Here is a 20,927-nt window from a genome sequence, read left to right on the forward strand (position 1 = left end):
CCCCCCCCCCCCCCCCCCCCCCCCCCCCCCCCCCCCCCCCCCCCCCCCCCCCCCCCCCCCCCCCCCCCCCTCGCTACGGTGGTGTGCATTGATCCGGAGTCGCTTCATCGTGCTTAAAACCCTGCTCAGCTCCATCGCCCTGCTCGCCTGCCTGGCCGGGCCGGCCGTGGCCGATACGCCGCGCGCCGGTGGCACCCTTACCGCCATCGTGCAGCCCGAACCTACGGCGATGACCAGCGCCATCAACAACACCTATGCCAACGGCGTGGTTTCGAGCAACATCTTCGACGGCCTGGTGACCTACGACGCGCAGTTCAACCCGCAGCCGTCACTGGCCACCTCGTGGGAAACCTCCACCGACGGCCTGACCATCACCTTCCACCTGCGCCACGGCGTGAAGTGGCACGACGGCCAGCCGTTCACCTCCGCCGACGTCAAGTTCAGCCTCGAAGAAGTCTGGAAAAAACTCCACGCCCGTGGCCGCGTGACCTTTGCCGCCGTGCGCGAAGTCGACACCCCGGACGACTACACGGTGATCCTCAAGCTCGATCATCCTTCACCGGTGATCTTCAGCGCGGTCAATGCCGTGGAGGCGCAGATTCTGCCTGAACACCTGTACGCCGGCACCGACATCGCCAACAGCCCCTACAACGTCAAGCCCATCGGCACCGGCCCGTTCCGCTTCAAGGAGTGGCAACGCGGGCAGTTCATCAGCCTGGAAAAGAACCCCGATTACTGGGACGCCGGCAAGCCGCTGGTGGACAAGCTGATATTCCGTATCATCCCCGATGCGGCCTCGCGCGCCGCCGCCCTGGAGACCGGCGAGGTGCTGTACGCGCCCTACAACCCGGTGCCGCTGGCCGATGTGCAACGGCTCAAGGCGCTGCCGGACCTGGCCGTCGACACCCATGGCTATGAATGGCAGGCGCCCTACTACTTCATCGAGTTCAACCTGCGCCGGCCCGAACTGGCCAACCTCAAGGTGCGCCAGGCCATCGCCCACGCCATCGATCGCCAGGGCCTGATCGATACCGTGTGGTACGGTTTCGGCAAGCCGGCGGACAGCCCGATCATCTCGGCGGTGACGCGCTTCCATGCCCCGGACCTGCCGCAGTACGGCTTCGATCCGGCGCTGGCGGAAAAACTCCTCGACCAGGCCGGTTACCCACGCCATGCCGACGGCGTGCGCTTCAAGATCACCCTCGATCACCAGCCGTTCAACGACACCTTCGCCAACACCGACGAGTACCTGCGCCAGAACCTCAAGCGCGTCGGCATCGAGGCCACGGTGCGCAACCAGGACCTGCCGAGCTTCCTGCGCAAGGTCTACGGCGAGTATGACTACGACATCGATGGCGGGCAGTTCTCGGGTTACTCCGATCCGCAGATGGGCGTGCTGCGCCAGTACTGGTCGAAGACCGCCAAGGCCGGGATTCCTTGGGTCAACGCCTCCAACTACCACAGCGCGCAGATGGATCAGGTGATCGAGGCGCTGCAGGTGCAAGGCGATGGCCCGCAGCGGGTGGCCAGCTTCCATGAATTCCAGCGTATCGCCCAGACCGATCTGCCAGTGCTGCCGCTGTTCGAGATGCAGAACTTTTCGGTGTATTCCAAGCGCCTGGGCGGCGTCTCGCAGGCCCCCGATGCGGCCTTGTCGTCGCTGAAGAACGTATGGATCAAGCCATGAAGACACTGGAGCGTACCTGCAATATCGACGACCTGCGGCGCCTGGCCAAGCAGCGCCTGCCGCGCGGGGTGTACGAGTTCGTCGCCCGCGGCACCGAGGACGAAGTGGGCCTGGGGCACAACCGCGCGGTGCTCGACAGCATCAAGATCAAGCCGCGGGTGCTCACCGATGTGAGCCGCCGCGACACCTCGACGACGCTGCTCGGCAGAGGGCAAAAACTGCCGCTGATCGTCGGCCCCACCGGCGCCGCCGGGCTGCTCTGGTACCAGGGCGAGGCGCAACTGGCGCGAGCTGCGGCGGCGGCCGGGGTGCCCTATGTGCTGGCGATGTCGTCGATCACGCCGCTGGAGGAGGTGCGTGCGGCCTGCGCTGGACAGCTGTGGTTCCAGCTGTACCTGTCGCCGGAACAGGAAATCAGCGATGCCATGATCGACCGCGCGCGGGCGGCCGGATTCGATGCGCTGGTGCTCACCGTCGACACCGTAGTGTCGCCCAACCGTGAATACAACTCGCGCAATGGCTTCAGCGTGCCGGTGACCGTCAACCGGCGCAATGTCTTCGACTTCGCGCTTCATCCGCGCTGGACTCTTGGGGTGATCGGCCGCTACCTGGCCAATGGCGGCATGCCGCGTTTCGAGAACTATCCGCAGGGCATGCGCAACAGCGTGGCCGGGCGCCAGAAGCAGCGCTGGGCGCCAGTCAAACGTGACGAGTCGGCGGACTGGCGCGCGGTCGCCCAGGTGCGCAAGCGCTGGTCCGGGCCGCTGATCATCAAGGGCATCGGTTGCGTCGAGGACGCCTTGGCTGCGGTGCAGGCCGGGGCGGACGCGATCATTGTCTCCAACCACGGGGGGCGCAACGTCGACAGCGCGGTGAGCCCCACGCAATTGCTGCCGCAGGTGGTGGCGGCCGTGGCCGGGCGTTGCCCGGTGTGGGTAGACAGCGGCTTTGTGCGCGGCAGCGATGTGTTCAAGGCACTGGCCCTGGGCGCCGAGGCAGTGCTGCTTGGCCGCGCCACGCTGTATGGCCTGGCAGCCGGTGGCGAAGCGGGAGGCTTGCGCAGCTTGACGTTTTTCCAGGAGGAGCTGGACCGCTGCATGGCGTTTGCCGGCACGCCGGATCTGGCGGCGATCAACGCCCATTGCCTGCAAGACTTCGGCTTGGTTTATCGATGATGGCGATCATGACTGCCCCTTCGCAGGCAAGCCTTGCTCCCACAGGTGTACCGCTCAATCCCGTGGGAGCCTGCCGCCGAAGCAGTGGCGCATAGGGGTGAGTGATTGAAACCAGCATCCTGTAGCGAGGGGGCTTGCCCCCGATGGCAGTGTGTCAGCCACATTGATTTATCTGACACACCGCGATCGGGGGCAAGCCCCCTCGCTACAGGGTTGCTTTTGTTCAGATGGCGGCGAAGCCGCGTTGCAGATCGGCAGTCAGTGAGGTCAGGTCTTCCAGGCCGATATGCAGGCGCACGACCGCCCCCTGTGTCGCTACCGCAAAGTGCCGGTCGCCCAGATCGGCGAGGGTCACCAGGCTCTCATACCCGCCCCACGAAGCCCCCAGTCCGAACACCTGCAGCGCGTCGATAAACGCCTCTGCCCGTGCCAGCCCCGGCTCGGCGAACTCGAATGACAGCAAGCCATTGCTGCCCGCGCAGTCACGTTTCCACAGCTCATGCCCCGGATGGGAGACCAGCGCCGGATGAAACACTCGGGCCACTTCCGGCCGTGCCTGCAGCCACTGAGCCACTTCCAGCCCCTGACGCTCATGCACCTCCATGCGACTGGCCAGGGTCCGCGCACCGCGCAGCACCAGCCAGGCGTCATCCGGGCTGACGGTATTGCCGAAGGTGTCGCTCATTCGCGACAACGGCGCAAACGCCGCTTCGGTGGTGCACACGCTGCCCATCACCACATCGCTGTGGCCAGCCAGGTACTTGGTCAACGCCATGATCGAAATGTCGGCGCCCAGCGCCAGCGGCTGATACAGGTAGCCGCTGCCCCAGGTGTTGTCCACTGCCAGCAAGGCGCCCTTGGCCTTGCACAGCGCCGCAATCGCCGGCAAGTCGGCCAGCTCGTACAGCAACGAACTCGGCGACTCGGCATAGACCATCCGCGTGTTGGCCTTGAACGCCTCGGCCAGCCCCTGCCCGTCGGCCCGGTAATAATCGACCTCGATGCCGAAGGGCAGCAGAAAATCCCGCGCCAGGCGCCGCACCGGTCCATACACGCCGTCGGTGATCAACACATGATCGCCAGGGCGCAGATAGGCCAGAAAGGCCTGAGCGATCGCCGCCAGGCCCGTGGCGAACAACTTGCTGCGATAGCCGCCTTCGAGATCCGTGACCAGGTCTTCCAGCGCATAGGCCGTGGGGTTGCCACGGGCGCCATAGCTGAGCACCCGCTCCTGATCGCGCCGGGCACGGGCGTCACGCATCTGCGCCAGGTTGTCGAACAGCACGGTGCTCAAGCGCACCAGCGGCGGGTTGACCCCTTGCGCACCGGCGCCGCGAGGCCCGCGACCGCCATGGATCAAACGCGTACGCAAGGGTTGCTCAGTCATGCTGCACCCCGTGAGCGGTTTGCAACGGTTTGAAGCTGGCGATTTCCTCGGCGGTCATCTGCGCGATCAGGCCGGTTTCCCATGCCAGATACTGGCGCGCAGCCTCTTTGTTGCCGGCATGCCGATCATGGACGAAGAAGAGAAAATCGATGCACTGCGCGTCAGTCAGCGACAGGTCGTTTTCGACCTGTGGCAGATCGAGTTTTTTCCAGCCCAGCAACAACCGTGCGCCCTCGCGCTGGGCCGCTGGCAGCTCGCTGGCGGCCAGTTGCGCTAGCCGTGGATCGTCCGCCAGCAGCACCAAGGGCCGCGACTCATCGGCGACCTGCTCGGCCAGCGAGGGACGAATCCCCCACTGCGCGCCCTGCAGGTGACGCTGGCGATAGTGTGTGCTGGGGCGCAGGTCGATGATCCGCGCGGCGCCCAGCTCGGCCGCCGACGCGATCGGCAGATCCACCGCCACATCAGCCGAAATCGGCAACGCCAGACCGCTATCGAGGCCAGCCTCCAGCACATAGGCTTCATGCCCCAATTGCCGCAGCCAGCTGGCCACCACCGGAGCTCGCACGCCATCACTGTCGAACAGCACGATGCGCGCCTTGCGCACCCCCACATACAGGTCAGTGCCCTGAATCAATTGCCCGCCCGGGGTGTGCTGAGCACCGGCGAGGCTGCCCGCCGCGAATTCCTCCGGCGTGCGCACGTCGCCGAGAAACAGACTGCGCTGGGCATCGTCGGCCCATTCACGCACCTGCTCGGCGCTCACCCACTGCACCCCGCTGCGCTCGCCCAGTTGCCGAGCACGCTGCAACTGCTCGACGGTCACGCCATCGCGTTGCGGGTAGTGCTGCTGATTGCCGTGTTCGAGCGTCTGATCCGCGAGAAACCAGCCTTGGGTGCCGTTTTCCAGGGCATAGACCGGGTTCTTGATGCCCAGGTTGAGCAGCGTCTGGGCGCCGATGATGCTGCGAGTGCGGCCGGCGCAGTTGATGACGATTGGCGTCTGCTGGTCACTGACCAGATCTTCGAGGCGATAGCTCAGCTCGCCGTTCGGGCAGCACACGGCGCCCGGGATGTTCATCTTGCGAAACTCGTCGAGCGGCCGGCCGTCGAGCACCACCAGCGGCATGCCCTGCTGCTGCCATTGCAACAGCTCGGGCGCGGTCACCCGGGGAGTGTGACAAGCATGCTCGACGATCTCGCCAAACGCCTTGGAAGGCAGGTGCACACCGGCGAACAGCTGATTGCCGGCAGCCTGCCAACCCTCGGCGCCGCCTTCCAGCGCCCAGCTGTTGTGGTAGCCGAGGCTGGCCAGGCGCGCCAACGCACGCTGGGCCAGCGCACCGCCGTCCTGGTCATAGACCACCAGCCGCACATTGACGTTGGGGGCCAGGCGCGGTGCTTCGATTTCCAGCCGGCTGTAGGGCAGATTAACGCCGTAGAACAGATGCGCTTCGCCGTACTGGCCGTGCTCGCGCACGTCGAACAGGGCGATTTCCTGTCCGTCGAACAGCCATTGCTTGAGTTGCGCGCAGGTAAGGGTCTGGCTCATGAAAGTACCGTCGAAACTGAATGGAAAAAATTGTTACTCAAGGACCAGCGAACGCTCGCCAGCCGCCACCGTGGCGCCACTGGCATAGGCACGCTGCACCGCTGGCCGCGCCTTGAGGCGCTCGCGCCAGGCGTGAATATGTGGGTACTCGGCCAGCGCGATGCCTTGGCGCGCCGGCTGGATCCACGGAAAGATCGCCATGTCGGCGATGGAATACTCGCCGGCCACGAATGGCTGCTCGGCCAGGCGCCGCTCCAGCACGCCGTACAAGCGCCTGGCCTCGCCTTGCAGCAGCTCGAGGGCAAACGGGATCGGCTCCGGCGCCTTTTCGCGAAACACCTGCAACTGGCTCAGGTACGGCGTCACGTGACCGACCTGCCAGAACAGCCACTCCTGCACGCGCTGGCGCGCGACGCTGCCGGCGGCTGGCACAAAGCGCCCGGCCTGCTCGGCCAGGTAGTTGAGAATGGCCCCGGACTCGAACAGGCTCAACGGCTCGCCCGCCGCCCCATGATCGACGATGGCCGGGATCCGGCCGTTGGCGCTGATGCGCTGAAAGCTGTCCTGACGCTGTTCGCCGGTGCGAATGTTGACCGGAATCAGGCGGTACTGCGCGCCCAGTTCTTCCAGCAGGATGCCGATTTTCAGGCCATTGGCGGTGGGCCAGTAGTAGAGGTCGATCACAGTCCGTAGGCCTCGATCGACGGGGTCATCTGCGACTTGTTGTAAAGCACCACGGTACCGTCGTCCTTGACCCCGTAGCGGTTTTCCAGCGACTCCAGCGGCCGACCGTACAGGTGGAAGTGCAAGGTCGCATGCTCACCGTCGACGCGGATGCCGTGCAGGTCTTCGCCGAGGAAGGAGATCGAGGTACCCGGCTGCACTATCACTTTTTGCTCCAGTTGCAGATCGGCGCGGGTCGGATCGCTGCCGTCGTCGGCGCGGCGGAAGACTTCGTTGAGTTCCTGGCCTTCGATCGCGACGATCACCGCCCAGGTCTCGTGGTTGTGGGGGATGGTGCTCTTGCCCGGCAGCAGCGAATTGACGTACAGGGTCGGGGTTTCGCCGTCGTCGTTGAGGCGATAGCGGAACTGCGTGGTGCCCTGCGCTTCGGTGGGCGCCGGGAAACGCTCGAAGTTGAAGAGTTCGCGGCGTGCGGCCAGGCCTTCGAGCAGGCTGACGATCTCTTTCAGCGCTTCGCGGTCGACGCCGCGTTGATGGATCACCCGGATTTTTTCAAGGAACGATTGCACAACGGAGTCAGCGGACATGATGAGGTCTCTTTTGGCAGGCTGTTGGTTGGAAACGCACGGTCAAACGGAGATGCTGTAGCGGCTCAGGTTGCTGAACACATCGGGCCCGGGCTTGGCGTGGCGACGGCCACTCTCGCCCAGGGCATGACGCAGAAACCCCTGAGTCCGCTCGTTTTGCGGGTACTGGAAAATCTGCTCGGCGCTGCCGAACTCGGTGATCAGGCCGTTTTCGGTGAAATACACCACGTCGCTGATCTCTTCGGCGAAGCGCATCTCGTGGGTGACCAGCACGCAGGTCATGCCCTCTTCGGTGAGCTCGCGGATCACCGTGAGCACCTCACCGACGGTCTCCGGGTCGAGCGCCGAGGTCACTTCGTCGAACAGGATAAGCTCCGGGCGCATGGCCAGGGCGCGGGCGATCGCGACCCGTTGCTGCTGTCCGCCGGACAATTGCCCTGGATAGGCATCGGCCTTGTGCTCCATGCGCACCTTGGCCAGCAGTTGCCGGGCTTCGCGCTCGGCGTCGGCGCGGTTGCGGCCGAGCACCTTGCGTGGCGCGATCACCAGGTTCTCGAGCACCGACAGGTGCGGGAACAGGTTGTATTGCTGGAAAACGAAACCGACCCGCTTGCGCAGGCTGATGAACTCGGCCTCGCTGCTCAGACTGTGCACTGCGGTGTCGGCGACCCGCAAGGTGCCGGCCTGGGGGCGCAGCAGGCCGGTGATGCAGCGCAGGATGGTCGACTTGCCCGAACCCGACGGACCGATGATCGACACCGCCTGGCCGCGCCGGACATCCAGATCGATGCCCTTGAGCACGCGGTTGTCGCCGAACGCCAGTTGCACGTCGCGCAGGCTGATCAGGGGTTCAGAAGGCATAGCGGCGCTCCAGGCGTTGGGTCAGTCGGGAAATCGGATAGCAGTACACGAAGAACAGCGCCAGCAGGCTGAAGTAGATCAGCACCGTGAAGCCGGTGAGGTTGACCGTATTGCTGGCGATCTGCGCGGTGTCGATGAGGTCGTGCACGCCCACCAGCGACGACAGCGCCGTGCCCATGGTGACCACCGCGTAGAGGTTCATCCACGGCGGCAGCATGCGCTTGAAGCACTGCGGCAGGATGATCGAACGGAAAATCTGACCGCGATCGAAGGCCAGCGAGCGCGCCGCTTCCCACTGGGTGCTGGGAATCGAGGCGATGGCGCCGCGGAAGATCTCGGCGACGTTGGCGCTGGCCGGCAGCGCCAGGCCGACGGTAACCTTGAGCCAGTCAGGGAACGGCAGGTACTGACCGGCCACGTGGATCTCGAAGGGGAACACGTAGGTGGTGAAGTAGATCAGCACCAGCCACGGCGCGTTGCGAAACACCTGCACCCAGACCTTGGCGGCCCAGCGCAGCGGTTTGAGCGGCGACATGGCCAGGGCACCGATCAGCAGCCCGGCCAGGGTGCCCAGGGCGATGGCGGTGATGCTGATGAGGATGTTCTGCAACAGGCCGATGCCCAGGGCCGGCGACCATTGCCACAGTGCGGCGAAGATTTCAGTGACCATAGCCAGGCATCCTCAGGCGTGTTTCCAGGGCGCGACCGACACAGTTGACCGCGAAGCTGAGCAAGCCGAAGAAGCCCAGCAGAAGGATCATCAGTTCGATGACGTTGTCGCTCTGGGTCCAGATCATGATCGAGGCGTAGGTGACGTCGTTGACGGCGATGGCCGAGGCCACGGCGGTCATCTTCACCAGGTCGATGAGGTTGTTGACCAGCGCCGGCAAGGCGAAGCGCAGCGCCAGCGGCAGCTGCACGTTCCACAGCAGCTGACGACGATCGAAGGCCAGCGAACTGGCGGCTTCGAGGGTCACCGCCGGCACCGCTTCGATGCCCGCGCGCAGGGATTCGGCATGGAACGCGCCCTTGTGCAAGGAGATGACGATCACCACCCAGGCGAACGGCGTCAGCGGGTTGGCCGCGCCCACGGCCTGGGTCAGCAGCATGTTCAATACCAGAAACGCGCAGTACAGCTGCACCAGCGTCGGGGTGTTGCGGGTCACTTCAATGAACACCCGCGCCGGCACTGCCAGCCAGCGCCGGCCGCTGGTCAACGCCGCCGCCAGGGCGACACCCACCAGCAGGCTGCCGATGATGGTCAGCAGGCACAGCCACAGCGAGGTTACCGCCCCCTCCACCAGGCTGCCGCGCTGGTAGGCGTCGAGCAAAAACTGATAGTTGAGGCCGAGCTTGGCGGCCCCATCGACGAACCCTTGCATCATGCAGCGGCCCCGCGCAGCCTGGCGCAGGCGCTGGCAATACGGTTGCCGGCCTCGACGACGCTGTCAGTCGCGGTCGCGATGGACAGGCGGAACCACGGCGACAGGCCGTACGCACTGCCCGCCACTGCGGCCACGCCCTCCTCCAGCAGCCAGTCGACCAGGTCGCCATCGCTGCCGATGAGCTGGCCGTCCGGGGTGCGGCGGCCGATCAAGTCGGCGCAGCGGATAAACACGAAGAAGCCGCCTTCGGGCTTGAGCACCTGCAAGCCTTCGACACCACTGAGCGCCTGCACCAGCAGGTCGCGGCGCTGACGATAGGCGGCCACTTGTGGCTGCAGGAAATCCAGTCCGCTCTCGAAAGCCGCCAAGGCCGCAGCCTGCCCCACCGACGAAGCCCCCGAGGCCGACTGCGACTGCACCACGGCCATGGCCTGGGTGAGTGTTTGCGGGCCGGCGCCGAAGCCGATGCGCCAGCCGGTCATGGCGTAGGTCTTGGAGACGCCACCGACCAGCAGGCTGCGCGCCTTGAAATCAGGGGCGACGTTGAGCAGGTTGAGCGGCTGGCCGCCGTCGAAGCGAATGTGTTCGTAGAGCTCGTCGAGCAGCACCAGCACCTGCGGATGACGGCGCAGCACCACCGCCAGCGCCTCCAGTTCGGCGGCACTGTAGACGGCGCCACTGGGGTTGCTCGGGCTGTTGAGGATCAGCCAGCGGGTGCGTGGGCCGATGGCGGCTTCGAGCTGCGCCGGGGTCAGTTTGCAGCCTTGCTCCAGCGGGCATTCCAGCAGGATCGGCACGCCGCCGTTGAAGCGCACGCTGTCCGGGAAGGTCGGCCAGTACGGCACCGGCACCAGCACTTCGTCGCCGTCATCCAGGGTCGCGGCGAAGGCGTTGAAGATGATGCCCTTGGCGCCGTTGGCGACGACGATCTGCCCCAGCTCATAGCTCAGGCCATTCTCGTCTTGCAGCTTGCGCTGGATGGCCAGGCGCAGGGCCTTGACGCCCGGCGTCGCGGTGTATTTGGTGGCGCCGCGCTCGATGGCGGCGTAGGCGGCCTGCTTGATGTGCTCGGGGGTGTCGAAATCCGGCTCGCCGGTGGTCAGGTCGAGGATGTCGCGACCCGCTTCGCGCAATTCGGTGACCCGCGATTTAGCCGCGGCGTTGGCCGACAGCGTCACCCGTCGGACCCGTTGGGACAGTTGCAGACTCATGAGGCCTCCAGCGGCAGCACTTTGCCGGGATTGAGCAGGTTGTGGGGATCGAGGGCCTGCTTGATGCGGCGCATCAGGTCGAGCTCTACCTGGCTTTTGTAGCGCGCCAGCAGGTCGCGCTTGCGCTGGCCGACGCCGTGCTCGGCGCTGATCGAGCCGCCAAAGGCGTGGGCGCTGTCGTGCACGTATTGGCTGAGTTCGGCGTAGTGAGCCATGTGCTCGGCAACGCTGGACGTCAGTGGATGAGCAACGTTGTAGTGCAGGTTGCCGTCGCCCAGATGGCCGAAGGTAAAGTTGCGCACGCCGGGAAAGTGCTGCTGCAGCAAGGCGTCGGTGTGCTGGACGAACTCGACGATGCGCGAGACCGGCAGCGAGATGTCGTGCTTCATGTTGCGTCCGGCCCGGGCCTGGGCCTCGCTCATGTTCTCGCGCAGCTGCCACATGGCCTCGCTTTGGGCCAGGCTCTGGGCGATCACCGCGTCTGCGATCAGTTCGCTTTCCAGCGCGCTGCCGAGCACTGCTTCAAACAGCGTGCGGGCGCTGTCTTCGGCTTGCGGATGGGACAGCTCGATCAGGGCGTACCAGGGCTGCGAGCGTTCACCGAACGGCAGCACCGCGTCGGGAAACTGCTGTTGCAGCAGGGTCAGGCAGGCCGCCGAGAGCAATTCGAACGCCGTCAGGCTGGCACCGAAACCACTGCGGGCATGGGACAGAAAGCCCACCGCCGCGGCCAGGTCCGGGAAGGCGACGAAGGCGGTGCAGCGCGATTCCGGCAGCGGAAACAGCTTGAGGGTGGCGGCGGTGATGACGCCCAGAGTGCCTTCGCTGCCGATGTACAGGTCGCGCAGGTCATAGCCGGTGTTGTCCTTGCGCAGACCACGCAGGCCGTGCCAGATCTGGCCTTCGGCGGTGACCACTTCCAGGCCCAGGGTCAGCTCGCGGGTGTTGCCATAGCGCAGCACCCCGGTGCCGCCGGCGTTGGTACCGAGGTTGCCACCGATGGTGCAGCTGCCTTCGGCGCCCAGGCTCAAGGGGAACAGGCGCCCGGCCGTGCGGGCGGCGGTCTGGACATTGGCGAGGATGCAACCGGCTTCGACGGTGAGCGTGTCGTTATCGGTATCGACCTCACGAATGCGGTTCATGCGGTCGAGCAACAGCAGCACCGAGCGGCCGCTGTCGTCCGGCGTGGCGCCGGCCATCAAGCCAGTGTTGCCGCCCTGCACCACCACCGGCGCCGAGTAGGCCACGCAAGCGCGGACCACGGCGGCCACCTCTTCGGTGGAGCCTGGATGGACGATGGCGGCGACCCGGCCATGGTACTGGCGGTGCTTGTCGCTCAGGACCGAGAAGCTGCTGTCGTCGGCTTGCACGTAGCGCTCGCCGAGCAGCGCTTGCAGGGTGGCGAACAAACTCATTGCGCAGCTGCCTGCAATGGCGCGGCGTCCTTGTATTTTTCGTGCAGGGCCAGCAGCGCCGCCGAAGGATGCATGCCGGTGCGGTTGCCCAGCTCGATCAGCCAGCCGGAGCGGTGCCAGTCACGCACGATGGCGTCGATCCGCGCCTGGGTGTCGTGCTCGCCCTTGCGCACCCAGATCACCGAGTCGGACGGAATCAGGTCGGTGGGCAGCGGGATTTCGTAATCGGCCCATTCGGCGTTGTCGAGCAGGCCATGCATGGTCGGGCTGACGTGCACCGCGGCCACGCAGCCGTTGCCGCGCAACGACAGCAGCGACTCGGACTGGCTACGGAAAGCCTTGATCTGCGCGCCGTACTGTTGTTGCAGCGGCTCGATGAAGTTGCTGCCCTGGGACACGCACACCGGCTTGCCCTTGAGGTCGGCCCAGCTCTTGATGCCGGCACCTTTGCGGATGATCGCGGCGCCGCCGACCTGCTCATAAGGGGTCGGGACGTAGTCGAGAATCTGCGCGCGCTCGTCGGTGTACTGCATGTTGGCGATCAGCACATCGACCTTGCCCTGCTGCAGAAACTGCACGCGGTTGGGGGCCAGCACCGAGACCGTCTCGGTGGCCACGCCCAGGCGCTTGCCCAACTCCTTGGCGAGTTCGACGTTGTAGCCTTCCTGCTCGCGGGTCTGCGGGTTGATGGTGCCGAATGGCGCGCCGGTGAGCATCACGCCCACGCTGATCTGCTGACGTTGCTGGATCTTGTCGAGGGTGGCATCGGCGTGGGCGACGCTCAGGCTCAGGCCGCAGAGCACTGCGAGGGCGGCGGCGATTGGGGTTTTCATCATCAGGTCCTTAAGGGAGTGATCAGGCGCCTTCGGCGCTCAGCTCTTTATGCAGCTTGACCAGCGTTGGCGAGGCCGGGGTGATGTGATTGCTGCTCTCGTGTTCGATCAGCCAGCCGCTGCGGTGCCAGCCTTTGACGATCGGGTCGAGGCGCGCCTGGGTGTCGGTTTCGCCGGGGCGGGTCCAAATCACCGAGGGGGCCGGGTTGAGCTCTGGGGTGATCGCGCGGTAGCCCTGCCATTCATCGCCACGGGCCAGCAGCGGGTTGATCAGCGTGGCGTCGTGAACGGCAGCCACGCAGTTGTTGCCGCGAAATGCCAGCAGCGATTCGGCCGAGCCCTTGAAGGCTTTGAGCTCGCCGCCCAGCTGGGTGATCGCCGGGATGTAGCTGCTGCCTTGGGAGATGCACACCGGCTGGCCCTTGAGGTCGGCCCAGGCGTGATACGGGCTGTCGGCGCGTACCAGTGCGGTACCGCCCACGGTGTAGAACGGCGTCGGCACATGGCCCAGAATCTTGTCGCGTTCGGCGGTCCATTCCATGTTGGCGATCAGCAGATCGACCTTGCCCTGTTGCAGGAACTGCACGCGGTTGGCCGGCAATACCGAGACCAGCTCGACCTCGACGCCCAGCTGGCGTGCCAGGTCGTTGGCCATGTCGACATTGAGCCCGACGGGCTTCTGGGTCGCGGGATCGATCGCCCCGAACGGCCCGCCCGAGAGCAGCACACCCACCACCACCTTGTGGCGCTCCTGGATCTTGTCCAGCGTGGCATCGGCATGGGCAGTCACGCTGACGCTCAGCGTCACGGCAGCGACCAGCGCACCCAACACCTGCGTACGAGCCTTGAACGGTAACGACATGATGAATTCCCCTTACCTGCCGCAAAAGGCGGCGCAATGGTGGGGCATGCTAGGGAGTTGGCGTGAGGTAAGGAAATTCAAATATCTAATATTGTTATAACTTAAAAATCAGCGGCCAGCGCGACTTGGCTTAAATCGACGTAAACACGGGACTCAATCTTTATCGCCAAGGCGCTTTACTTCGAAATACATAATGATTTTTAATGCTTTCGCTTGGAACCCTTAACCTTTGTGGTGCTTTGAACCGGCGTAGCGACAACGACCATGACCCAATCGACCCTTGAACTCGAACTCCTGCGAACCTTCGTCGCCGTGGCCGACCAAGCCAGTTTCGGCGCGGCCGGGCAGCACCTGGGGCGCACGCAATCGTCCGTTACCCAGCACATGCAACGCCTGGAACAGCAGATCGGCGTCAGCCTGTTCCATAAACAAGGCCGCCAGAAAGCTCTGACCGAGGCCGGCCGCCAGTTGCTGCGCCATGCCCGGCAGATGCTCGCGCTCAACGACGACATCCTCGATCGCCTGCGCGACAACAGCCTCAGCGGCATGCTGCGCATCGGCTCGCCCCACGACATCGCCGACACCATACTGCCGCCGATCCTCAGCCATATCGCCCGCTCGGCGCCCAACCTGCGGCTGGAAATCGACGTCGGGCGCAGCCCCTTCCTGATGGACGACCTGCACCGCGGCAAGGTCGACATGATCATCTCCACGCGCACCGATCCCGCCCTGCAGGGCTTCGCGCTGCGCACCTCGCCGGTGTGGTGGATCTGCGCGGCGCAGTATCAGCACGACCCACTGCAACCCCTGCCGCTGGTGCTGGTGGATGAACCGAGCATCTACCGGCGCATTGCGCTGGAGGCCCTGGAGGAACACGACATCGCCTGGCGCCAGGCGTATCTGGCGTCGAACCTGATCGGCATCAAGGCGGCGGTGCGGGCCGGGCTGGGCGTGACGGCACGGAGCATGGAGATGGTCGGCCCGGACATGCGCGTGCTCGGCGAGAGCGATGGCTTGCCGCGCCTGCCGGACGTGACTTATTACCTGTGGGTGCGGCGCAATGCGGTGAATCCGCTGGTGCAGAAGGCGTATGAGTTGATTCGGGGCAGTCAGGGTTTGTAGGCGTTGGATCGGCGGAGGTAATGCACACGAGCCCAAGGACATCAATGCCGTTAAGCCCTGGTGAGATTGGCAACGCAGGAAGACAGCATCATTAAAATATAAAAAACAATCACGCTCTTCCTGCCATCGTAGGTTCTTTTTCGCAGCCTGCATAACAGCCAATACAATCCGTGTAACACCGCTAAAGCAATCGCTATTCTAAAAGCGGTCAATAGCGCCTCATACCAATCATTAGACATAAGGAATCCACCTTTGACTGAAGCCACTGACGATTTTTTGCCGAGTTTCACCGGATGCTCTGGCTCGTCGGTTCGAGACAGCAAATAGTGGATAGCTCCTTATCCCATCCTGACCGTCCACAGTACCCCCTTCGGTAATCACACGGACTCCACCAGATACAATTCGCAGCATTCCGCTTTCGGGCATCATCACACCAACGACCTTCGCCTTTCGAGTGCAACCTTCCCAACACATAAAGGTCGCTGCCATTACAATTATTATCATTGCCACAAGAACAACCACAGGATACCCCAAGACCGATAATTCAAGACCCTGCCGTATTGAACATCATGCCGCCGTAGAATTTCAAGTTCAAAAAACAAGCTGTTTCGGATCAAATCCGTTGCCATATTATTTCTCTCTAAATCTATCGAACGCTCACAAGATTTCGCCACACGCCCGAGTAAGCTCCGATGCCGAAAGTTATCAAACCATGGAAAATCCGAAAGCATTAAAATGATAAAAAATATTTCCGCACCCAAATGATAGGCGTTTCGAACTGTGGATTTACACAACTTACGAATCAACCATCATCCAGTCTTTACATTACTTACAAATAAATCTATTGCAATATTGAAACTGCCTTTATTTTTGCTGGACCTGATCCGGTAAAGGTCCCAGATGGATAAAAGTGAACGCGCTGTTGCAGAAGGCCTATGAGTTGATTCGGGGCAGTCAGGGACTCTGAAGCCCTACCCCCATCCATGTGCCTCGGCAATGAAGTGCATCACCGCACTGGATCGCTCATCGATACGGGAAATCAGCGACAGCTCGCTGACCATCTCCGGCTGCGGCAGCTCGATGAAATGCACGCCCGGCATGCTCAGTTGCGCCAGGGTCTGGGGCACGATGCTGATGCCGATCCCCGCCGCCACCAGCCCGGGGATGCTCATCAGCGAAGGCACATGGAGGATGTCCTGAGGGTGCAGCTGATACTGTCGACACGCTTGCAGGGTATGGGAGGTCAGGCCGATGCCGGTCGGGTCCTGGAGGAACACGAAGCGCTCGCCACGCAGGCTCGCCAGCTCACCACTGAAGCCGTCCATCAGGCCATGGTTGTCCGGCACCAGCAGCACCAACGGGCACTGGCTGAACCTGTGGGTGCGCAGGCGTTCGGGCAGGTGATCCTTGAACACCCGGGCGAAGCCCAGGTCCAGCTCATGGCCCAGCAACTGCTCGAACTGCGCACGGATGCCAGCGTCCACCAGTGATACCTGCACCCCTGGGAACGCGGTGAAGTAATGGCGCAGCAGTTGCGGCAGGTTCGGCTCCAGCAAGGCGGAGTGATAGCCAAGCTTGATCTCGCCGACCTCACCTCGCCGGGCCTGGCGCGCTGCCGCCACCGCCAGATCGCTCGAGGCTATGGCCTGGCGGGCATGCGGGGCAAAGGCATGGCCCGCGGCCGTCAGCACCACGCCGCGGTTCTGGCGCTTGAACAGCACCAGCCCCAGTTCTTGCTCGAGGGTGCGGATCAATTGGCTCAGCGCAGGTTGCGCGACGCCGAGCTGCTCGGCGGCGCGGCTGAAATGCTGCAGCTCGGCCGCTGCGGTGAAGGCCTTCAGATGTCGTAGTTCCATGAGGCTCTGCTATAAGGCGGGCTTATCGATTTATCGGGTTTTCGATAATTATATTCTACTCTCGCAGGCGTACTGTCTACTCAGGTCGACAGCCCGCCCAGCGCCGCTATCGTCACCGTCATAACAACAATAACGAGGCCCAGCATGAGCACTTCGTCCGCAACACCCCACGACTCGCGCATGTCGCGCAAGGCCGTGACCGCCGCCACCCTCGGCACGGCCCTGGAGTGGTTCGACTTCACCCTCTACGGCGCCGTGTCCGCGACCATCCTGCCCAAGTTGTTCTTCCCGGCCATGGAGCCTACCGCCGGCCTGCTGGCCTCGCTCGCGACCTTCGGCGTCGGCCTGGCGGCGCGCCCCTTGGGGGCGATCACCTGCGGCTACCTGGGCGACAAACTCGGCCGTCGGCGCCTGATGCTCGCCACGGTGACGCTGATGGGCCTGGCCTCGGTGCTGATGGGCCTGTTGCCCACCTACAACCAGGTCGGCGTATGGGCTCCCATCCTGTTGGTGGTGCTGCGCATCATCCAGGGCTTCGCCCTCGGCGGCGAATCCACTGGCGCACAACTGATGGCGCTGGAACACGCCAGCCCTGATCGCCGCGGCCGCTACTCCGGGCTGCTGGGCATCTGCTCGCCGCTCAGCCAGATCCTCGCCAACGCCGTGCTGCTTACGCTGGCCGGGCTGCTCAGCGCCGAGCAGTTCGAGAGCTTCGGTTGGCGCATCCCCTTCGTGATGAGTTTCGTGCTGGTGCTGGTGGCCATCTTCATCCGCCTCAAGGTCGATGAAACTCCGGCCTTCGTGGCGCTCAAGCAAACCCCGATCAAGAAGGAACGCAGCCCGCTCAAGGCAGCGCTGGGCAGCCATCGCAAGGCCATCCTGCGCCTGATGTTGTTCTTCTGCTCGCCGGCGGCGCTGTTCTACTTGATCGTGATCTTCACCCTCAGCTACCTCACCAAGCACCTGGGCCTGAGCCAGTCGCTGGGCTTCAGCGCGCTGATGGTCGCCAACCTCTGCGCCATCGTCGGCGCCCTGGCCGGCGGCTACCTGTCGGACCGCTGGGGCCGGCGCAAAGCCTTGATGCTGGGCTCATGCATGACCCTGGCGATCATGCTGGTGTACTTCCCGATTCTCGACACCCGCAACACCGTCGCCATCATGGCGATCATGGGCCTGTTCCTCGGCTTCACCCAATTTCAGAGCGGCATCCAGCCGGTGGCCTTCGCCGAAGCCTTCCCCACCCAGGTGCGCTACTCCGGCTCGGCCCTGGCCTACACTGGCGCCAATCTGCTGGTCGGCGGGCCGATGCCGATGGTCGCGGTGTGGCTCATGAGCCAATCGGGCAACTCGCCCTGGCCGCTGGTGGGCCTGTGCGCGGTGATCAATCTGCTGTCCCTGGCGATGATCGCCATCGGCCCGGAAACCCGCGGCGTCGACCTTGATCGCGTCACCGAGCAGGCACCCGCCACCCCCCTGAACCTGTCCACCTCCACCATCGTCGAGCAGCCATGATGAAGACCGTGTACATCCTCAACGGCCCCAACCTCAACACCCTCGGACGCCGCGAGCCGCATATCTACGGCCACACCACCCTGGCGCAGATTCAGCAGCTGTGCGAGCGCACGGCCGATAGCCTGGACCTGAGCTGCGAATTCCGCCAGACCAATCACGAGGGCGTGATGGTCGACTGGATTCAGGAGGCGTTCGAATGCGGCGCGCCGCTGATCATCAATCCGGCGGGGTTGTCGTTTCATTCGATCCCGGTGCTGGATGCGCTGAAGCTGATAGAGGCGCCGGTGGTGGAGTTGCATTTGTCGAATATTCATGCAAGGGATGAACTGCATCGGCATTCGATCATGTCGACGGTGGTGGATGGGGTGATCTGCGGGATGGGGGCCAAGGGGTATGGGTTGGCGTTGCGGGCGGTGGCGGGGTTGTTGGAGGAGTGATGGAGAAACCAACAAGAAAATTAGTCATTCCGCGGGCAAGGTGGTGGGATTGGAACACCGCCCTGCCTTGGCTATGTAGAGACACTCGTGCTAGCAGCTGAAGGAATCGACCTATTTCATTGACTTTTATCCTTGTTGGAGGTCGATGCTCGGCGAGAGCGTGGACGAATTGTCCTTACAGGCCGTTCGCCAGGTTTGAGTTTGTAGCGGTCAGCGTTGGCGAGCAGCCGTTCGTGGGTTTCCGGTGGGTAGTCATCCAGCGTGGTCACGGGCGGGATGGGTTTGCCGGGCATTCCTGCTTCGCGGATGATCTTCGGCCAGCGTGGGCGCCAGCACAGCATCAAGCTGACCCAGTGCGCGGTGCCGATGATGACGAAGATGGGCGAGATCAACAGCAGCGCCAGTTTGATTGGCCACCTGCTGTTGCGGATGAAACGGCCGATGCCTTCGAATTGGGCGGAAAATGCCTGGATCGGGGATGGCAGATGAGTACTTATGCGCGGGCGGGGTATGGATTCAGGGCCGTCCTCCATATAGCGGCGGATGAACTCCCATTCGTCACGTAGCTCGCTGCCGCCTTGGCCCAGTTTGCCGACTAGTGCCATTTCCATGTGCGGGAGACCGGTGCGGCTCGGGTGCCACACCAGGCCTAATCGCATCCCATTGCTTAACGCGTCGTCAGCTGGATCAATGGCGGTGCTGCCCGTTGATTTCCATGGGAAGGTGACGATGCCACCGCAGTATTTTGGTCGGTGGAGGTGGACCTGCTGGGTTATTCTGTTAAAACGGATTAGAAGGTGACGACTGGTAAGTAATTCGAGGCGTGTAATGTGGAATCCATATTTTATGTACAAGTAAGAAACAACGGAACCTATCAATAGCATGAACATGGTTAGCATGATCGTTACCACGCTAAAGTCAGGTGCCCGGATAATATTTAGACACATGAATGTATAGGTTATGCTCATCCATGAATTTACCATGGGGACTAGTCCTGCGAGGACAAAAAAAGTAATGAACCCTCTTTTCTCTTCTGAGCCACCGCAGCGCATTTCCATGTATGCGTTATTTAGCGCAAATACAGGACCTCGCGCTTGAGGGCTATTACTTACAGAATTGAAGTGCTGTTCAGTATCCAGATCTCCTTCATAGATATCTTTCTCAAGGTGCTTGTTTCGTGGCGACGTCGTGGAGTCTGATTCCTCCCGCTCGGCAGCTGACATCCTCTGCAGCCACCACCAACCCCATTCCATGAGATACATTAGATGACCCCTTTCAATGCGGCAAAAAGCGTAGGTAGCTCTTCGTCTTCTGGGTAGATAGACATGCCACGATTTAGCCTATAAACAGACGCCTTGCACCATTTTTCCAGTGCGTCGTCGTCTAAAATCCAAATTATCAATGTGACGGTCAACCCGATCCAAAAAGCACCCAGTACGATTCGTGCAAGTATTAAACGTGCCACTTGAGTCCCTAGCTTTCCGCCAAGGTGGCTTAGGCCGGAGGCCAATACCTGAAAGAGTCTGGTCTTTGTTTTGTTTACCAGGTAATCAAAAAAAGGTTTGGCAATTGCTATGGCCGTCCCCATCTCCGCTAATGATAGCGTTACAGTTGCCATCGCACGGGCATAATATGCAGTTGCTAATGTTTCGGTACGGTTTGTAGGTTGGTTGTAACTAATATTTATGAGTTCTTTACGATGCCGCTCTCCATCCGCAAAATCCCACCAAGCAAAAACCATCCCTCCCACCCCCGCAAGCCCAGCTCCCCAAAGCTTCAACCGCCCCAATACGACCTCCGCCCCTCTACCCGTCAAGTTATTCGCCCCCGACCGCGCGATCACCTGATCCACATAGCTTGCGCCTAACTCGAAACCGGCCCCTGCCATCGTGAAGCCCATTGCCGTCAGTTCGCTGATCATTCGGGCGTCGCCCTCGGGCAGCTTGCGAGCCTTGAATGCGATCAGCATTCCCTCGAGCAGGCACAGCAACGCAGATACCCGAACCTTGTAAAAATCACTCTTGTGAGCGCCCATCACGCTTTGCGCCCACGCCTTGTCCAGAAAGTAGGTGGCCTGGCGATGGGTGCGATTCGAGTTCAAGATCTTGTCACTGCGGGCGGCGTCGGTCAGGCGCACACCGACCGCCTTTTCGCTGACCGAGGCGATCAGCATCCACCGCAGCCCGTGATGCAGCACGCGGTCCATGCTGTTGGGGGCAGCTGTACGCAGCACTTGTCTGCCGAGCACGGTGTACCACGCATACAGGCCGATACTGGGCGTTGCACTTTGGCTTTGCAGATGTTCATAAAGGGTGTTGATACGACCGAACGCATTTGCTGCGGCGTGCATTCTACCGTCGA

17 protein-coding genes and 1 pseudogene are annotated in these 20,927 nt (G+C 63.0%); 5 read left to right on the forward strand and 13 right to left on the reverse strand.

Features of this window, described 5'->3' with window-relative positions:
• Positions 1-109 precede the first annotated feature (109 nt).
• Both AC3WJP_RS23895 and AC3WJP_RS23900 read left to right on the forward strand, forming a co-directional pair.
• Complete coding sequence (locus AC3WJP_RS23895) at positions 110-1,687, forward strand: ABC transporter substrate-binding protein (protein WP_493723004.1); 1,578 nt, start codon at positions 110-112, stop codon at positions 1,685-1,687.
• Positions 1,684-2,862 (forward strand): alpha-hydroxy acid oxidase, encoded by a 1,179-nt coding sequence (locus tag AC3WJP_RS23900; RefSeq protein WP_493723005.1) that lies wholly within the window; start codon positions 1,684-1,686, stop codon positions 2,860-2,862. The genes AC3WJP_RS23895 and AC3WJP_RS23900 overlap by 4 nt, the downstream gene beginning before the upstream one ends.
• Positions 2,863-3,085: 223 nt before the next feature.
• Here the strand turns inward: AC3WJP_RS23900 and metC are convergent.
• The 10 genes and pseudogenes from metC to AC3WJP_RS23950 all read right to left on the reverse strand — a co-directional run bounded on the left by metC (position 3,086) and on the right by AC3WJP_RS23950 (position 13,639).
• Positions 3,086-5,801: pseudogene (metC, locus tag AC3WJP_RS23905) on the reverse strand (cystathionine beta-lyase).
• A gap of 33 nt (positions 5,802-5,834) precedes the next feature.
• Positions 5,835-6,485 (reverse strand): glutathione S-transferase family protein, encoded by a 651-nt coding sequence (locus AC3WJP_RS23910; RefSeq protein ID WP_493723006.1) that lies wholly within the window; start codon positions 6,483-6,485, stop codon positions 5,835-5,837.
• Positions 6,482-7,072 carry a cysteine dioxygenase family protein gene (locus AC3WJP_RS23915; RefSeq protein ID WP_493723007.1) on the reverse strand — a complete coding sequence of 197 codons (591 nt, stop codon included), beginning with the start codon at positions 7,070-7,072 and terminating at the stop codon, positions 6,482-6,484. The genes AC3WJP_RS23910 and AC3WJP_RS23915 overlap by 4 nt, the downstream gene beginning before the upstream one ends.
• A 42-nt stretch (positions 7,073-7,114) precedes the next feature.
• Positions 7,115-7,933 (reverse strand): amino acid ABC transporter ATP-binding protein, encoded by an 819-nt coding sequence (locus AC3WJP_RS23920; RefSeq protein ID WP_493723008.1) that lies wholly within the window; start codon positions 7,931-7,933, stop codon positions 7,115-7,117.
• Positions 7,923-8,603, reverse strand: a complete 681-nt coding sequence (locus tag AC3WJP_RS23925) for an amino acid ABC transporter permease (protein WP_493723009.1) — start codon at positions 8,601-8,603, stop codon at positions 7,923-7,925. The genes AC3WJP_RS23920 and AC3WJP_RS23925 overlap by 11 nt, the downstream gene beginning before the upstream one ends.
• Positions 8,593-9,318 carry an amino acid ABC transporter permease gene (locus tag AC3WJP_RS23930; RefSeq protein ID WP_493723010.1) on the reverse strand — a complete coding sequence of 242 codons (726 nt, stop codon included), beginning with the start codon at positions 9,316-9,318 and terminating at the stop codon, positions 8,593-8,595. Before AC3WJP_RS23930 ends, AC3WJP_RS23925 begins: the two co-directional genes overlap by 11 nt.
• Positions 9,315-10,529: an aminotransferase class I/II-fold pyridoxal phosphate-dependent enzyme gene (locus tag AC3WJP_RS23935; RefSeq protein WP_493723011.1), complete on the reverse strand. Its 1,215-nt coding sequence runs from the start codon at positions 10,527-10,529 to the stop codon at positions 9,315-9,317. The genes AC3WJP_RS23930 and AC3WJP_RS23935 overlap by 4 nt, the downstream gene beginning before the upstream one ends.
• Positions 10,526-11,944 (reverse strand): FAD-binding oxidoreductase, encoded by a 1,419-nt coding sequence (locus AC3WJP_RS23940; protein WP_493723012.1) that lies wholly within the window; start codon positions 11,942-11,944, stop codon positions 10,526-10,528. The genes AC3WJP_RS23935 and AC3WJP_RS23940 overlap by 4 nt, the downstream gene beginning before the upstream one ends.
• Complete coding sequence (locus tag AC3WJP_RS23945) at positions 11,941-12,777, reverse strand: transporter substrate-binding domain-containing protein (protein WP_493723013.1); 837 nt, start codon at positions 12,775-12,777, stop codon at positions 11,941-11,943. The genes AC3WJP_RS23940 and AC3WJP_RS23945 overlap by 4 nt, the downstream gene beginning before the upstream one ends.
• 22 nt (positions 12,778-12,799) lie before the next feature.
• Positions 12,800-13,639 (reverse strand): transporter substrate-binding domain-containing protein, encoded by an 840-nt coding sequence (locus AC3WJP_RS23950; RefSeq protein ID WP_493723014.1) that lies wholly within the window; start codon positions 13,637-13,639, stop codon positions 12,800-12,802.
• Positions 13,640-13,903: 264 nt separating this feature from the next.
• On the opposite strand from AC3WJP_RS23950, the gene AC3WJP_RS23955 reads away from it, so the two are divergent.
• Positions 13,904-14,761: a LysR substrate-binding domain-containing protein gene (locus AC3WJP_RS23955; RefSeq protein ID WP_493723015.1), complete on the forward strand. Its 858-nt coding sequence runs from the start codon at positions 13,904-13,906 to the stop codon at positions 14,759-14,761.
• 971 nt (positions 14,762-15,732) lie between these two features.
• On the opposite strand, the gene AC3WJP_RS23960 is transcribed toward AC3WJP_RS23955, so the two are convergent.
• Complete coding sequence (locus AC3WJP_RS23960; protein ID WP_493723016.1) at positions 15,733-16,617, reverse strand: LysR family transcriptional regulator; 885 nt, start codon at positions 16,615-16,617, stop codon at positions 15,733-15,735.
• A gap of 144 nt (positions 16,618-16,761) precedes the next feature.
• Here AC3WJP_RS23960 and AC3WJP_RS23965 point away from each other — a divergent pair, with 144 nt between their 5' ends.
• Together AC3WJP_RS23965 and AC3WJP_RS23970 are read left to right on the forward strand one after the other, a co-directional pair.
• The gene (locus AC3WJP_RS23965) at positions 16,762-18,129 is read left to right on the forward strand and encodes an MFS transporter (protein ID WP_493723017.1); all 1,368 of its coding nucleotides are present in this window, start codon (positions 16,762-16,764) and stop codon (positions 18,127-18,129) included.
• A complete protein-coding gene (locus AC3WJP_RS23970; RefSeq protein WP_493723018.1) occupies positions 18,126-18,566 on the forward strand; it encodes a type II 3-dehydroquinate dehydratase in 441 nt (146 codons plus the stop codon). Before AC3WJP_RS23965 ends, AC3WJP_RS23970 begins: the two co-directional genes overlap by 4 nt.
• A gap of 116 nt (positions 18,567-18,682) precedes the next feature.
• Here the strand turns inward: AC3WJP_RS23970 and AC3WJP_RS23975 are convergent, their stop codons facing one another.
• Together AC3WJP_RS23975 and AC3WJP_RS23980 are read right to left on the reverse strand one after the other, a co-directional pair.
• Complete coding sequence (locus AC3WJP_RS23975) at positions 18,683-19,828, reverse strand: DUF6708 domain-containing protein (RefSeq protein WP_493723019.1); 1,146 nt, start codon at positions 19,826-19,828, stop codon at positions 18,683-18,685.
• The gene (locus AC3WJP_RS23980; RefSeq protein ID WP_493723020.1) at positions 19,828-20,916 is read right to left on the reverse strand and encodes a hypothetical protein; all 1,089 of its coding nucleotides are present in this window, start codon (positions 20,914-20,916) and stop codon (positions 19,828-19,830) included. Before AC3WJP_RS23980 ends, AC3WJP_RS23975 begins: the two co-directional genes overlap by 1 nt.
• Positions 20,917-20,927: the final 11 nt, after the last annotated feature.

The sequence above is a fragment of the Pseudomonas sp. GW821-FHT01A09 genome (assembly GCF_058986725.1).

What these genes read in the sequence shown, in the direction of transcription:
- AC3WJP_RS23900 (WP_493723005.1), top strand. Translation starts at nt 1,684, where the DNA reads ATGAAGACACTGGAGCGTACCTGCAATATCGACGACCTGCGGCGCCTG.
- AC3WJP_RS23915 (WP_493723007.1), bottom strand. Translation starts at nt 7,072, where the DNA reads ATGTCCGCTGACTCCGTTGTGCAATCGTTCCTTGAAAAAATCCGGGTG.
- AC3WJP_RS23920 (WP_493723008.1), bottom strand. Translation starts at nt 7,933, where the DNA reads ATGCCTTCTGAACCCCTGATCAGCCTGCGCGACGTGCAACTGGCGTTC.
- AC3WJP_RS23925 (WP_493723009.1), bottom strand. Translation starts at nt 8,603, where the DNA reads ATGGTCACTGAAATCTTCGCCGCACTGTGGCAATGGTCGCCGGCCCTG.
- AC3WJP_RS23930 (WP_493723010.1), bottom strand. Translation starts at nt 9,318, where the DNA reads ATGATGCAAGGGTTCGTCGATGGGGCCGCCAAGCTCGGCCTCAACTAT.
- AC3WJP_RS23935 (WP_493723011.1), bottom strand. Translation starts at nt 10,529, where the DNA reads ATGAGTCTGCAACTGTCCCAACGGGTCCGACGGGTGACGCTGTCGGCC.
- AC3WJP_RS23940 (WP_493723012.1), bottom strand. Translation starts at nt 11,944, where the DNA reads ATGAGTTTGTTCGCCACCCTGCAAGCGCTGCTCGGCGAGCGCTACGTG.
- AC3WJP_RS23945 (WP_493723013.1), bottom strand. Translation starts at nt 12,777, where the DNA reads ATGAAAACCCCAATCGCCGCCGCCCTCGCAGTGCTCTGCGGCCTGAGC.
- AC3WJP_RS23950 (WP_493723014.1), bottom strand. Translation starts at nt 13,639, where the DNA reads ATGTCGTTACCGTTCAAGGCTCGTACGCAGGTGTTGGGTGCGCTGGTC.
- AC3WJP_RS23955 (WP_493723015.1), top strand. Translation starts at nt 13,904, where the DNA reads ATGACCCAATCGACCCTTGAACTCGAACTCCTGCGAACCTTCGTCGCC.
- AC3WJP_RS23960 (WP_493723016.1), bottom strand. Translation starts at nt 16,617, where the DNA reads ATGGAACTACGACATCTGAAGGCCTTCACCGCAGCGGCCGAGCTGCAG.
- AC3WJP_RS23965 (WP_493723017.1), top strand. Translation starts at nt 16,762, where the DNA reads ATGAGCACTTCGTCCGCAACACCCCACGACTCGCGCATGTCGCGCAAG.
- AC3WJP_RS23970 (WP_493723018.1), top strand. Translation starts at nt 18,126, where the DNA reads ATGATGAAGACCGTGTACATCCTCAACGGCCCCAACCTCAACACCCTC.
- AC3WJP_RS23975 (WP_493723019.1), bottom strand. Translation starts at nt 19,828, where the DNA reads ATGTATCTCATGGAATGGGGTTGGTGGTGGCTGCAGAGGATGTCAGCT.
- AC3WJP_RS23980 (WP_493723020.1), bottom strand. Translation starts at nt 20,916, where the DNA reads ATGCACGCCGCAGCAAATGCGTTCGGTCGTATCAACACCCTTTATGAA.